The organism is Achromobacter aloeverae (assembly GCF_004121055.1).
In the GTDB taxonomy this organism is placed as follows: domain Bacteria; phylum Pseudomonadota; class Gammaproteobacteria; order Burkholderiales; family Burkholderiaceae_B; genus Bordetella_C; species Bordetella_C aloeverae.
Window position 1 is genome coordinate 1,321,263 of sequence record NZ_PYAL01000001.1, and the last position, 13,843, is coordinate 1,335,105.

At 68.5% G+C, this 13,843-nt stretch carries 12 protein-coding genes; 3 read left to right on the forward strand and 9 right to left on the reverse strand.

Annotation, left to right across the window (positions count from 1 at the left end):
- Positions 1-205 precede the first annotated feature (205 nt).
- From C7R54_RS05755 to efp, 3 genes are all read left to right on the forward strand, one after another.
- Positions 206-1,405 carry a DUF2863 family protein gene (locus C7R54_RS05755; RefSeq protein WP_129149165.1) on the forward strand — a complete coding sequence of 400 codons (1,200 nt, stop codon included), beginning with the start codon at positions 206-208 and terminating at the stop codon, positions 1,403-1,405.
- Between the two features lie 19 nt (positions 1,406-1,424).
- Positions 1,425-2,606, forward strand: coding sequence for an elongation factor P maturation arginine rhamnosyltransferase EarP (gene earP, locus C7R54_RS05760; protein ID WP_129149166.1), 1,182 nt, complete (start codon positions 1,425-1,427; stop codon positions 2,604-2,606).
- A gap of 306 nt (positions 2,607-2,912) precedes the next feature.
- Positions 2,913-3,470, forward strand: a complete 558-nt coding sequence (gene efp / locus C7R54_RS05765; protein ID WP_129149167.1) for an elongation factor P — start codon at positions 2,913-2,915, stop codon at positions 3,468-3,470.
- A 162-nt stretch (positions 3,471-3,632) separates the two neighbouring features.
- Here efp and C7R54_RS05770 read toward each other — a convergent pair whose 3' ends face one another.
- From C7R54_RS05770 to C7R54_RS05805, 9 genes are all read right to left on the reverse strand, one after another.
- Positions 3,633-4,109 (reverse strand): DUF1178 family protein, encoded by a 477-nt coding sequence (locus C7R54_RS05770; RefSeq protein WP_129149168.1) that lies wholly within the window; start codon positions 4,107-4,109, stop codon positions 3,633-3,635.
- A gap of 2 nt (positions 4,110-4,111) precedes the next feature.
- Entirely contained in the window at positions 4,112-4,858 is a 747-nt protein-coding gene (locus tag C7R54_RS05775) for a DUF2968 domain-containing protein (protein WP_192903591.1), read from the reverse strand.
- Between the two features lie 194 nt (positions 4,859-5,052).
- Positions 5,053-6,486 (reverse strand): sigma 54-interacting transcriptional regulator, encoded by a 1,434-nt coding sequence (locus C7R54_RS05780; protein WP_240039379.1) that lies wholly within the window; start codon positions 6,484-6,486, stop codon positions 5,053-5,055.
- Positions 6,476-8,647, reverse strand: a complete 2,172-nt coding sequence (locus C7R54_RS05785; RefSeq protein ID WP_129149169.1) for a pilus assembly protein TadG-related protein — start codon at positions 8,645-8,647, stop codon at positions 6,476-6,478. Before C7R54_RS05785 ends, C7R54_RS05780 begins: the two co-directional genes overlap by 11 nt.
- 13 nt (positions 8,648-8,660) lie before the next feature.
- Positions 8,661-9,272, reverse strand: coding sequence for a DUF3613 domain-containing protein (locus tag C7R54_RS05790; protein ID WP_240039380.1), 612 nt, complete (start codon positions 9,270-9,272; stop codon positions 8,661-8,663).
- Between the two features lie 13 nt (positions 9,273-9,285).
- Entirely contained in the window at positions 9,286-10,479 is a 1,194-nt protein-coding gene (locus C7R54_RS28830; RefSeq protein ID WP_158021158.1) for a tetratricopeptide repeat protein, read from the reverse strand.
- Positions 10,480-10,483: 4 nt separating this feature from the next.
- Positions 10,484-11,485 carry a type II secretion system F family protein gene (locus C7R54_RS05795; protein ID WP_129149170.1) on the reverse strand — a complete coding sequence of 334 codons (1,002 nt, stop codon included), beginning with the start codon at positions 11,483-11,485 and terminating at the stop codon, positions 10,484-10,486.
- Positions 11,486-11,524: 39 nt separating this feature from the next.
- Complete coding sequence (locus tag C7R54_RS05800) at positions 11,525-12,466, reverse strand: type II secretion system F family protein (RefSeq protein ID WP_129149171.1); 942 nt, start codon at positions 12,464-12,466, stop codon at positions 11,525-11,527.
- On the reverse strand, positions 12,466-13,821 hold the full coding sequence (locus tag C7R54_RS05805; protein WP_129149172.1) for a TadA family conjugal transfer-associated ATPase: 1,356 nt from the start codon (positions 13,819-13,821) through the stop codon (positions 12,466-12,468). The genes C7R54_RS05800 and C7R54_RS05805 overlap by 1 nt, the downstream gene beginning before the upstream one ends.
- Positions 13,822-13,843: the final 22 nt, after the last annotated feature.

Sequence of the window (13,843 nt, forward strand, 5' to 3'; positions counted from 1 at the left end):
CCTAGGGGCCCGGCTCTGGGCCCGGCTCTGGGCCCGGCTCTGGGCCGCGCGCCTGACCTCGTGCCTAGCCTCGCTGGCTGGCTTCTTGGGTGCCACCAATTTCCGCGGCGCTGGTCGCAGGGCGGCCGGGCCATGGCGTCGGCTGGGGTCACGGCCTTCCCTTACACTATGGGGTTACGCAGTTATCCAGGATGCCCAGACCCTCATGCCCCGCTCCCGCAGCAACACTCCTCCGCGCCTGACTCGCGACGCCACCCGCCTGGTGTCGCTGGCGCTCGCGCTCAACAGCTCCGGCAGCCGCGTCGAAGACGTATTTTGGGAAGAACAGCTCAACCAGGCGATTCCCAAGCTTCTGCGCGCCGGCAACGACGCGCCGCTGGAGGCCGCGCTGGACCACCTGGCCCAGACGCATCCCGGCGCCTACGAAATCCTGGTGGAACAGGCCGAAACGCTGACCGAATCGACGCAGATCGAAAAGAACGGCGTGACATACGACGTGCTGCTGTTCGTCGCCCCCGTGGTCGCCTGGACCCGCTACGCCATTCCCACCGGCCCGGTGCCCGCCCCGGCGCTGCAAGCCCTGACGGCGCAGCTGCACGGCCACGTGCTGGCCGGCGACGTGCGGCTGAGCCTGCTGCCACATCTGGTCAGCATCGACCAGATGCCGCGCACCTTCTCGGAAACCTGGCATTGGCTGCAACGATTGGGGTCGCAGGCCCTGGGCGCCGAAACGCTCAAGCCCGCCCTGAACGCGGAAGCGGAAACGGCCAATATGCTGGCCGACACCCGCTACCTGGTCGGCGCCGCCGCGGTGCCGCGCGGCACGGCCCTGTTCCGCTGGCAGGAGCATCCCGGCGAAGCCGGCGCCACGCGCGAAAGCTGCCTGGCGCAATGGATAGAGCAGGCCCAGCCCACGCTGGCCACCCTGCTCCCCGGCTGCGGCATCGAATGCCTGCTGCCCGATGCCTATTACGTCAATAACCGCGAAGCCGACCGACGCGTGCGCCCGCTGGCCCTGCGCGCCGCCGTCAATTGGCTGGAAGCGTCCGTCAACCTGCAACCCGCGCAATTGCGCGCCGTGATCGCGGGCTGCGGCGAAACCCGCGTCGACGAATACCGTGTGTCCTTCACCGCGCGCAGCAGCAACGACGTGATGTACGGCTGCGTCTGGCCGCTCTATGGCCGCGAGGACGAGGACACCGAGCAGGAAGGCGCCAACCCCGTCGAGGAAATCGCCGCCCTGCTCAAGGACCTGGGCGTGACCGAAGTGCGCCGCATCCCCGGCGTGCTGCCGCTGGACTTCTGTGAAGACTGCGGCGCGCCCTATTTCCCCAATCCACTGGGAGAAATGGTGCACGCCGAACTGCCCGAAGACGCACAGGCCGGCCCCGCCCATTTCCATTGATCGCGGCGCGCGACCTGCCATGATCGCCGACATTTTCTGCAAGCGCGTCGACAACTATGGCGACATCGGCGTCTGCTGGCGCCTGGCGCGCCAGTTGACGGCCGAGCATGGCTGGCGCGTGCGCCTGTGGCTGGACGACCTGCCGGCCTTTTGCCGGCTGGCCCCCCACGCCGACCCCGGCGCCGACCGGCAGACGGTGGACGGCGTCGACCTGGTCGCCTGGCATGACACGATGGCGACGCTTCCCACGCCAGGCGACATCGTCATCGAAGCTTTTGCCTGCGATCCGCCGCCCGCCTTTCGCGCCGCCATGCGCGACCGTCGGCCGTTGTGGCTGAACCTCGAATACCTGAGCGCCGAGGACTGGGTGGCGGCCTGCCACGGCCTGCCCTCCTTGCAGCCCGACGGCCTGTCCAAATACTTTTACTTTCCCGGTTTCACGCCCGCCACGGGCGGCTTGCCGCGGGAAAAAGGCCTGACCGCGGCGCGCCAGGCCTTCCAGCGGGAACGCGGGGCGCAGCGCGATTTCCTGGCGGGCCTGGGACTGGCGGCGCCGGTGCTGGCGCAATGGGAGGCCGGCGCGCTGCTGACCACCCTTTTCTGCTATCCCGACGCGCCCGCCACGGCGCTGCCGGCCGGGCTGGCCGCGCCGGCGCGCTCGCCGCTCACCTCGCTGCCGGACGGCCTGCCGGACGCGCGACGGCCGGCGCTGCTGCTGGCGCCCGAAGGCGTGGCGCCCAGCCTGGACGACTGCGCCATTGCGCCGCACTCCGGCGTCACGCTCGCGCGCATCCCCTTTCTCAGCCAGGACGACTACGACCGCCTGCTCTGGTGCGCCGACCTGAACTTCGTGCGTGGCGAGGACTCCTTCCTGCGCGCCGCCTGGGCTGCCCGGCCGCTGGTCTGGCAGATCTATGTCCAGGAAGAGAACGCGCACCTGGTGAAGCTCCAGGCGTGGCTGGCGCGCTACAACCCGCCCGTGCCGGCGCGCGCCCTGATCGAGGCCTGGAACAGGCCATCCGTACCTGGACAGGAAAGCGACCGCTCCGACGTTGCCCGGGCCCTGGCCGCGGCGCTTGCGCCGGCCGCCTGGGACGCCTGGCGTGCCCGCGCGACCGCCTGGGACGCCGCTTACGCGGACCAGACCGGCCTGGCGGACCGTCTGGTCGCCTTTTGCGCAAAACACCGGGAAAAAGGTTAGAATCATGGGCTTTGCGGCTATTTACCTTCCGAACTTCGCCGCCCCCGCTCATCAGTGAACGGAATCCCTGACGCAGGAATACGAGGCAGCCGCCGTATCGGGCAAATGCCAGCGGGCAAATGCCAGCAGGCAAATGCCAGGCAGGAATGCCAGGCAGCAAACCTTCGTATCCATGCCGCCAGGCGGGCAGCGCGCGGCGCACGGGAAGGTGTGGCCAGGCGGAAGTGGCAATGGTGCCAGCGACGCCAAAGTTTGGCGTCCATCCCGCAGGGCTGGGCCAACCCCAAGATACCCGGAGTTTTATTGATGAAAACCGCTCAGGAATTGCGAGTCGGCAACGTGGTCATGGTCGGCAAGGACCCGCTGGTGGTCCAGAAGGCCGAGTACAACAAGTCGGGCCGCAACGCGGCCGTGGTCAAGCTGAAGTTCAAGAACCTGCTGACCGGCTCGGGCAGCGAATCGGTCTACAAGGCCGATGAAAAGTTCGACATCGTCGTGCTGGAACGCAAGGAGTGCACGTACTCCTACTTCGGCGACCCGATGTACGTCTTCATGGACAGCGAGTACAACCAGTACGAAATCGAAGCCGACAGCATGGGCGACGCGCTGAACTACCTCGAGGAAGCGATGCCCGTGGAAGTGGTCTTCTACGACGGTCGCGCCATCTCGGTCGAACTGCCGACCAGCCTCGTGCGCGAAATCACCTACACCGAGCCGGCCGTCCGCGGCGATACCTCGGGCAAGGTGCTCAAGCCCGCCAAGATCAACACCGGCTTCGACATCAACGTGCCGCTGTTCTGCGAAATCGGCGACAAGATCGAAATCGACACGCGTACCGGCGAATACCGCAGCCGCGTGAACTGATGCGCGGTCCGGCCGCAAGGCCGGACACGCGTCTTGGTCGCGGCAAGCTCAAGGCCCCCAGGCAAATGCCGGGGGCTTTGCGCTTCGCGGCCCATGGAAATAGCGCGGAATAAAAAAGCGAACCTTGTGGTTCGCTTTTTTCGTTCCTTGGCGCCGGCGCGGCTACTGCAAGCGCTCGTCGTCAAAGATATCCGGCAATCCGAGGACATCGATGCCCTCCTCGGCCAGCTCGGCGCGCTCCTCTGGGGTGGAGGTGCCCCGGATGGCGCGATCCTCGGCATCGCCGTAGTGGATGCGGCGCGCCTCTTCCGCGAAGCGGGCGCCGACGTTGTCGGCCCGGCGCACCATTTCGCGTACCTGCTTGAAGATCTCGGCCTGCAGGCGCGCCATCTGCATCGCCTCGCCGGACGGCTCGGCCACCGTGGCGGCCAGCGCTCCAGCGGCGGGCGACGCCGCCGGCTCGCGAAAATGGCCGACGTTCAGGCGCGGCGCGGACAGGCGCTTGACGACCTTGCTCCCGCCGCACACCGGGCAGGAAACGAGGCCACGGGCCTGCTGGCTATCGTAATCGTCATGCGAGGCAAACCAGCCCTCGAAAATGTGGCCGTGTTCCTCGCATTGCAGATCGAATACTTTCATCTTTAACGACCGCTACTGGTCTTGCGTCTCGCATGGGTGGCAGGTTGGCCGACGTCGGCTTGCTGGGCCTGCAAGGCCTTGATCTGGCGCTGCAGTTCACGCAGCTGCTGCCGCACGTCCTGCTGCTGCTCGTTCAGGGCCTGGGTTTCCTGCCGGGCCTGCGCCTGGCGGGCGGCGACCTGGGTCTCCTGGTCCTTGCGCAGCGCGGCGTCCGCCTGCAAGGTGTTCAGTTCGGCATTGCGCTTGGCCAGCAGGCGTTCATTGTACGCATACTCGGCTTGCAGCTTGATCCGCTGCAGGTCCGTCGACGCCAGTTCGGCGGATCGCTGCGAAAACGCCCGGTACGTCGACTCGGCCTGGCTCTCCGACGAGGTTTTCACCACGCGCCAGAAATTCTTCTGCTGGAACAAGGCGGCGTAATACGTCAGGTCCTCGCTCTTGAACAAGAGGCTGGCGCCGTAGCTGCCGTTATAGGTGGTGCGCAACTCGGTCACCTGGCGCGACTGGATCAACTGCTGCAACTCGGCAACCGTGGTGGCCGGCGCCGGCTCGGCGGCGGCGGCCGGCAGCGGCGCGGCCGCCGCGGCCGGGGGCGTCACGGGCGCGGCCGGGTCCTTGTTGTCCTTTTCCACCTGAACCACGGCGGGACGCTGGTCCGGGGCCTGGGCGCCGGCACAAGCCGTCAGGCCCGACAACACGCCAGCCACTACCAGCATCCGGCCCACCATACACAGGGGTTCACGCTTCATGTAATCCTCTTCTTCACCCTAGGCTTTTTTGTAAGACGTCTGTTACGAATAACAAACGACCGGCAATAATAAACGGAAAAAAACATCTCCGACGCACATCTCCAACGCTTTCGTGGAAAAGATGCCTCGAAAATCATCGGCGTTCTCGCCGGTACATACCGCCCGCCGTGCCTGGCCCATGGCATCGAACGCCGTCAAGGCGTTTCGACCGCACCGTCCGCCAGTTCTCCCTGCCCCTCGGCCAGCTGGAACTTGCGCATTTTTTCCCATAGCACCTTGCGGCTGATGCCCAGCATATTGGCCGTGTCCTGCCGCCGCCAGCCATTGGCCGCCAGCGCCGCGACCACGCGCGCGCGCTCGGCCTGCTCGGCCGGCGTGAACGGCGCTCGCGCGGCGGGTTCCCCTTCCCGGGCCGCCGGCAGGGCCACGCCGGGGCCCGGCGCCGCGCCCTGTCCCATGCGATCGAACACGCGCTCGATCCGCTCCTGGTCCCAGTCGCGGAACTGGCGGCGGATGATGCCCACGCGCTCCACCAGGTTGGACAACTCCCGCACATTGCCGGGAAAGCGCGTCCGCGATACCCGCGCTATCAGCCATTCGGGCACGGTGACCGTGTCGCCCGGCAGATAACGCTCCAGCAAGGCCTTGAAGATGGCGGCCTTCTCGGCCGGGCCGCGCGCCTCCAGGTTGGGCACGTGCAATTCGACGACCGCCAGGCGGTAATAGAGGTCGGCCCGGAAGGCGCCTTCGGCCACCAGCGCGCGCAGGTTCTTGTTGGTCGCCGCCACCAGGCGGAAATCGACATTGACCTCGCTTGTCGAGCCCAGGCGCGTCACGGTGTTCTGCTCCAGCACGCGCAGCAGCTTGACCTGCTGGTACAGGGGCAGGTCGCCGATCTCATCGAGGAACAGCGTGCCGCCGTTGGCCTGCTCGAAATACCCCTTGTGGGCGCCGATCGCCCCCGTGAACGCCCCTTTGGCGTGGCCGAAGAAATGCGCTTCGAACAGCCCCTCCGGTATTGCACCGCAATTGACCGCCACGAAAGGCCCCGCGGACCACGACGCATGATCGTGCAGCAGGCGCGCGACGCGCTCCTTGCCCACGCCGGTTTCACCATGGATCAATACGCTGGCGCGGCAATCGGCGAAGGTTTGCGCCTCCGCCAGCAGGGCGCGCATGGCTTCGGACACCGCAACCAGCGGCCGTGGCGCCCGGGCCGCCGCCCGGTCGGCGGCATGGGCGATGCCGGCCAGGCGGAACAGCAGCGCGCGCAAGGCCGCCCCGGTGAAGGACAAGGGCAAGGTGTAGGAGTACGCCGGCGGATAGTAGCGGGGATCGCGATTGCGCTCCTCGGATGCCACCCAGATCACCGGTATTCCCTGCGTCGCCAGCCAGTCATGGCCGGAGAACCGCGCGTCGTTCATGACCGTGACGGATACCAGGGCCACCGCGGGCCGCGCGGCTTCGCGCGGCGGCGGAAAGGCCAGCCCCGCGTCGGCTCGGATCACGCTGACGTCGTAGCCGGAGAGGCAGCGCTCCGCGCGCGCGGCGATATCCGACGTGCCCTCCCATACATAGAGGTCGATCTCTTCGTGGATGGCCAGTTCGTTGACGGACTCAGAAGACAAGCTGCACCCCCTTGCCGTTGCATTGCAGGGACATCAGTTTGACGTCGACGCGGTTGAGGTCCAGGCCGACGGTGTTGTTGATCACGCCCAGGACGGCATCGCCGATCGAATCGAGTACCGGCTGCAGGACGTTGAACAAGGGTCCGAGGACGCCCAGCAGGGCGTTGGACAAGGTCGATCCCGAATTGGGCGTGCCGGTATAGGTCTTGGCGATCTCGTTGACGCAGCCCGATTCCGTTCCGCCATAGAACAGGCCCAGCCCCGTCACGGTAGCGCACTGGTTAGTGGGAAAGAGCAGGCCGACTATGCCCTTGAGCACGTCGCCGAGCGTGCCGACCAGCCCCGCCAGCAGGTTCGACACCCCGGTCAGCAGGCCCGTGTTCGGCTGCTTGTTGATGAAGCCGCCAAGATTGCTGGAGGCATTCTGCGACAGTTGCACGGCCGTCTTCCAAAGCGTATTGCGGCATTGATAGCCAGCGTTCCCGCCGGCGCCGGGGTTGCAGGAATTGCCCTGCTTCGCCTGGTTCCAGAGATCCTGCGCGAGGCTGGCGCCGACCATTGCCGGCTGCGTGCCCGCGCCTTGCTGCGCCACGTCGCCCAGCAAGGCCGCCAGCAGGGCATCGGACACCTGCCGCGTGGCGGTGCCCAGCGGCAGGGACGACAAGGACACCGTGGACGTCTGGCCGGCATAAAGCGTGGCGGGCGTCGGTCCGTTGGAGACCGGGCTGAGCGCAATCTTGTTGTTGACCGTCAAGAGGTTCGCGCCGGCCACGGTCAGGCTGAGCAGCTTCTTGCCCTGCAAGCCGACGCTGCAACGCTGCGCGGATGAAAAGGCGCTGCCGGCGGAGAGATCGCCGATGCAGGTATCGAGCACGGAAGTCGTCACGGCGATCGTGGCCAGGTCATGTCCGGCGCTGTCCTGCGTGGAGCAAAGGTCGGTCAACGTGCCCTGGCCCGCCACCAGGTCGACGACGATGGGCAGGTCCACGTTGAAAGTCAGCAGGCCGTTGAGCAGATTGATGGGCGGCGTGGTGACTTGCAGGAAGACGCGCACCTGCGCCGAGTACGCCGTCGCGCCCACGCCGCCGATGGCGATCTGGGCCGGCTCCACCACGCCCACCTTGGTCGTCACATTGACCCCGGCGAGGTTGACGGTCAGCCCGTTGCGCGCGGCGTTGCCGCCGGTGGCCACGCCTATCGCCGTCGCGATGAGGTCCAGCGCATTGATGCTGGTGTTCAGCGCCGACGCGCCGTCGGGCGCGACGATGCGAGCGAACAGGCTGGTACCGCGCCCGGCCGCGGTCGATCCCAGGGTAACGTTCAGGGCATCCAGGTTCACCTGGCTCTTGATGGCGTTGACCAGCGTCACGTTGGCGGCCGCCAGGCCGCCCTGCCCGGCGACGGTGACCACGGCATCCAGCAAATCGTTCAGCGACACGGTGTTCAGCGCCAGCAGGCTGTTCAATTCGCCGACCGTGATGTCGGTCGCGAACCGGATGCCCAGGGCGTTGAGCAGGCCGGCCGGTGTGATCTGGGCGCTGGCCAGGCCGGCGTCGTAACCCACCAGGGTGGTGCCGTCGATGTCCAGCCCCACGGCCGACAACAGATTGACGAGCGTGCCCGGCCGTGTCGCGGCCAGGGTGGTACCCAGGGAGAACGCCGCCACCGGCTCGCCGGGCCGGGCCGCCACCGACTGCACGCCCATCGTCCTGCTGCCCATGAAGGGCACCAACGCGGGTAGCGTGCGGTTGATGGTCACCATTACCGCGTTGTAACCCTGGCCCGGTCCCGGCGCGGCGAGATGGCGCGGGTCGGCCGTGTTGTTGACCGGATCCCAGCGCCAGCAATTGGCCAGGATGTCCGCCGCCGCCAGCGAACCGACGGCATTTGCCTGCGCCGCCGCCGTGGCCGTCGCCGTGGCGGCGGCGCAGCCCACCGCCCCGCCCTTGCCCAGGGCCTGGGCGCCACTCAGCGCGGCCAGGTCGGCCGCCTTCTGCATATCCCGCTGGACATAGAACAGGTATCCGAGCTGCACGCCGCCCAGCAGGATGACCACGACCAGCAGGCCGAACACCGCCGGCACCAGGATGGATCCTCGCTGGCGCAAGGGATTGCGCGGGGTGCGCGGGTTGTGCGGGCGCGGGGGAGACAGGCGCGACATGAAGGCGCTCAATTCATTGCGACGACGATCCGCCGCTGTTTTCGACGCGTTCCCGGAACCACTGCGGGATGGGTTGGTTGAAGCTGTTCAGGTAGCGCTGCCATGACGCGGTGGCGACCGGACCCAGCATGGGTTGCAAAGGGGCGGCCCGACGGCCGTCGGCTTGGGCCGCCAGCAGCGCCCGGGTGATGCCGCCGGCGGCAACCGGGCCTTCGTCGTCCGGCGCCGACGCGGCGGCCGCGGGACGGGGCGCGGCCGTCGTCGTCGCCGCCGCCGCCGAGGGCGAGGCCGAGCCGACGCCCGCGGTAGGCGCGTTGACCTGGCGCACCACGGGGCGGGCCGGCGCGCCGGTGTCGGCGACCGCCGGCGTGGGCGCGATCGGGACCGCCGAGGTGGGCGCGGCCGGGACCGTCGTGGTGGAGGCGGTCGGGATCGACGTCGTGATCGCGGTCGGGATTGACGTGGTGGTCGAAGCCGACGGCGCGGGCCGAATGGGAGGCGACGTCGCCGTACTGGCGGCGCCAGGGGTAGCCATCGTGCCGGTCAGAGGCACGCTCCCTTGGGCGTGCGCGGCGCCGGCGATCAGCAACAGAGCGGCAGTGGAGGAGGAAAAACGAGGCGTCATGTGTCGCTCCGGTTCAAGGTTGGGCCGTGGGCGCCATCGCGCCGAAGCGGTCCATCAAGGGTTGCAGGCCGAAGAGGGCTGGCGCCGGCGTCGATACTGGCGTCGACACAGGCGTTGGCGCTGATGTTCCCGCGGGCGCCGGCTCGTTGGCCGCGTAGGCGCGCGCGGCAGTGGCGGTCGGCGGAGCGGACGCGCCCCGGCGAGCATCTTTCGGCGCGGCGGCGATCTCGCCGACAGGGACGCCGGCGGCGTCCACGGCCCGTACCACGGGGCGGGCCGGCTGGCTGTCTGCGACGGCGGACGCGCCGGCGAGGGCCATCGCGTTCGACGCGTTCGACGCGCTCGATGCGCTCGATGCGCTCGATGCGTTCGATGCGTTCGATGCGTTCGATGCGTTCGATGCGTTCGATGCGTTCGATGTGTTCGATGTGTTCGATGTGTTCATCCCGTTCGTCCACTCCGACCCATACGTCGCGCCGGCCACCCTGGATGCCGAAGCTCTCACTTCGTCGGCCAATTGCCGCACGCGGGCGCGGGCCTGCGGGCTCAACGCGGCCTGCGTCATCGCGCGGTCCGCGCCCGCGTCATCGCCTTCGCACAGCAGCAGCAAGGCCAGGTTGCCGATCACCTTGGCGTTGGCCGGATCCAGTTCCGCCGCCTGGCCCAGCGGCACGCGGGCCCCGGCCATATCGCCCGCGCGCAGCCTGGCATAACCCAGGTCGCTCAATACGAGGGCATCGGTGGGATAAGCGGCGGCGGCCTTGGCCAGATCGTCGGCCGCCTGCGCGTAATCGCCGCGCGCGCCCGCCAGCAGCCCCAGTCCGCGCCATCCGCTACCGGCCTGGGCCCCTCCCAGCAGGCCGCGATACGCCACTTCCGCCGCCCGCGGCTGATCTGTCAGGCGCAAGGCATCCGCGCGCAACCGCGCCAGTTCCGGCGTTTCGCCGAACTGCTGCCGGTACGCGTCGATATAGGCCAGCGACGCGAACCAGCGCCCCTGGTCCTGCGCCTGCCGGATCATGGACAGCACCAGCGCCGGCTGCGTCGGCCGCTGGGCGCGGTCCATCTCGTCCTGCTTCTGCTGGATCATCGCCTGCTTTTCCTGCTGCTCCCGGTAGACATCCAGGGCCGACGGGTCGCGGCCCGCGCAACCCGCCACCAACAGCAGCGCGCAGGCTCCCAGCGCCATCGCGGTTTTCTTTCCCATCTTCCTATCCTCCTGCCACGCGGGCCAGGCCACGCATCACCGCCAGCAGCCCGGCGCCGCCCGTGACGATCAACAGCGCCGGCAGCAGCGTCACCACCATCACGCCTGTCATCTTCACCGTGATGCGCGCCACTTTCTCGCGCAGGTCCAGCTTGCGGCGTTCGCGCACGCGCTCGCTGAAGCGGGTCAGCGGCTCCTGCACCGCGCCGCCGTGGCGATCGACCTGGATGATCAGGCGGCAAATGGCGTTGAGATCGTCGTTGTCGAAACCGTTCATCAGGCGGCCCAGCGACTGCTCCCGGGTGCGGCCCCGCGCATATTGCTCGTTGGCCACGCGCAGCTCGTGGCCGAGCACCGGCAACACGCGCTGGAACTCGGTGACGATGACATGCAGGCTTTGATCGGTGGACAGGCCCACGCCCTGCAACAGCCTCAGCAGGTCGATAAGCAAGGGCAATTCGGCGACGGCCAGGCGCCGTCGCTCGCCGGCCCGGCGCAGCAAGGCCCACTTGGGCAGCATCCATCCCAACGCCAGGCCGACGAACAGCGCCACCCCCTTGGTCAGCCCGCCGCTCACGAGCAGGACGCGCTCCCCCACCGCCAGCCACGCCGCGATGGGCAGCGCCACGGTAAGTACGGTGCGCGCCAGGACGAAGACCGCGCGCGCCCGGACGATATTGGCAAAGCCGCACAGGTCGACCAGCTTGCGGTCCTCGTCCGGGAGCAGCGCGTCGCCCATCCGTCCCTGCTCCAGGCGGTCGCCCATCGATTGCGCCATGGCCTTGACCGCCTCGATGCGGCCGGCCGCGTCCGGCATGCCGGCGGCCTGTTCCACCCGGCGCCCTTCGCGGGCCGCCAGCGCCCGGTCCACGACGCGGCGATTGCGGTCCTGCCGCGCCGCGCGCAGGGCCAGTCCCACCGCCAGCGACAGCAAGGCCAGCGCCAGGAAGCCCATGGCCCCTGCCAGGGCCAGGTTGCCCTGCATCGCCGCCACCATTCCGTCCATGCCCGTCTCCCAGGAATCCCGCCACGCCGCCGGCCGCCGCTAGAGGCCGCGCGACATGCGATAGAGCCAATAGGAACCGCCGATCTGCAGGCCGACGGCGACCATCAGCATGCGCGTACCCGCGGGGTCGTTCCACAGCATCATGAACAACGCGTTGTTGAAGATGATGATGAACGCGGCCAGGCCGATCGGCAGCAGGGCCAGGATCCAGGCCGACATGCGCACCTCGGCCGACAGGGCCGAGAGCTCGTCGCGCGCCTGCTCGACATCGCGCATGAACGCCGCCATGCGATCGAGGATCTGGTCGCTGCGGCCGCCGAAACGCAAGGCCACGCCGATGACCGACGACAGCAGGAATAGCTGGCGCAGGCCGTATTGCTCGGACACCTGGCGCAAGGCGACGTCCAGTTCCTTGCCGGACCGGGTCAGGCTGTCGGCCCGCGACAGGACCTCGCGCAGCGGTTCGTTGACGTTGCCCGCGGCGGTCTGGAACGCCGCGTTCAGGCTGTTGCCTATCGTCAGCAGGCGCACCATGGACTCCAGGAAGCCCGGCAGTTGCGACAGCATGCGCCGTTGGCGCCGGTCGATCTTCAGCCACATCCTGAACACCGTCAGCGCGGCCACGAGCACCAGGCCCGCCGCCGCCGCGAAAACCCCTGCCGCCATCAGCAGGAAAACGGGAACGGCGAGCAGCGGCCCCAGCAGGCCAAGATGGAAGCCGGCGCTGGGCGTCACGCCCGCGCGCGCCAGGATGCGATGCCAACCGCGCAGGCCGCGCCCCGTGGCGACCAGCGCGCGGGCGCCCCCGTCCGCCTGGGCGCCCGCATGCGCGTCGCGCCGGCGTCCCAGCTGCCGCTCCAGGAACGCCGACGTCGCGGCGCGCTGCTCGCCAGCCCCGGCATGCCGCCACAGCAGCACGGCCAGCGCCAGCAGGACCAGCGCCGCCGCGATGCACGCGAGGACCCATTGCCAAGGCATCATCAGCGCCTCCGGCTCCAGAAGCCGCCGCCGCCATCGTCGGGCGGGACGCCCGGCGGCGTCGCGCGCAGCTCGTCGCGCAGCCTGGCCAGTTTGGGCGTATGCGGATGGATGCCCAGGCCCACCCAGCGATCCTTTTCCTCGCCGTCCGGCGTCACGAACACTTCATGCCGGTACAGCTCCTGCGTGGCGATCACGTTGTCGCTCATGCCCGTGACTTCCGTGACCGAGAGCACGCGCCGCTTGCCGTTGGGCAGGCGGCCGATCTGCACGATGAAATCGATCGCGCTGGCGATCTGCCGGCGCAGGCTGTCCTCGCTGCCCTGATAGCCGGCGAACCCAGCCAGCATCTCGATGCGGTACAGGCACTCCCGCGGGGAGTTGGCGTGGATGGTGCCCATCGAACCTTCGTGTCCGGTGTTCATGGCCTGCATCATGTCCATCACCTCCGCACCGCGTACCTCGCCGACGATGACGCGGTCGGGCCGCATGCGCAGGCTGTTGCGTATCAGGTCGCGGATGGTCACCAGGCCGGAGCCGTCGAAACCGCCCTGGCGCGACTCCAGGCGCACCACGTGCGGATGGTTCAGGGACAACTCCGCGGTGTCCTCCACCGTCACCACGCGCTCGGACTCGGGGACGAAAAAGGCGAGCGCGTTCAGCAGGGACGTCTTGCCGGAACTGGTGCCGCCGGAGACGAGGATATTGCAGCGGTGCCTGACCGCCAGGCTCAGCAGGCGGTGGATCTCTTCATCGAAGGTCCCCAGCGTCATCAGGTCCGCCGGCTTGAGCGGGTCCTGGCGGAACTTGCGGATGGAGACCATCGGGCCGTCCACCGCCAGCGGCTCGATCACCACGTTCAGGCGCCCGCCGTCGGGCAGGCGAGCGTCCACCATGGGGCTGGATTCATCCAGGCGCCGGCCTATCGGCGCCAGGATGCGGCGCACGATGCGCAGCACATGCTGGTTGTCCGAGAAGCGTATCGTCTCGCGCGCCAGCACGCCGCGACGGGAGACGAACACCTTGTCATGGCCATTGATCAGGATGTCCTCGACCGCGGGATCGGCCAGCAGGTCTTCCAGCGGCCCCAGGCCCGCCAGCTCCTTGGTCAGCGCCGCGGCGACCTGGCGCATTTCGCCTTCGTTGATGGCCAGCCGGCGCAGGCGCACGAAGCTGGCCACCTCGATGTCGACGAACTCCTGGATGGCCTGGCGCGTCCAGCGGCCGAATTCCGCCCCCAGCTCCTCGATGCGCGAGAGCAGGTGCTCATAGGCGGAGTTCTTGACCTCCTGGAAGCGCTGCGTGGCGCCGAAGGCCCCGTCTTCCTCGCCAAACTCCACCGTAGGCGTCATGATCATTGCGTTCCCCTCCCGCCAGCGT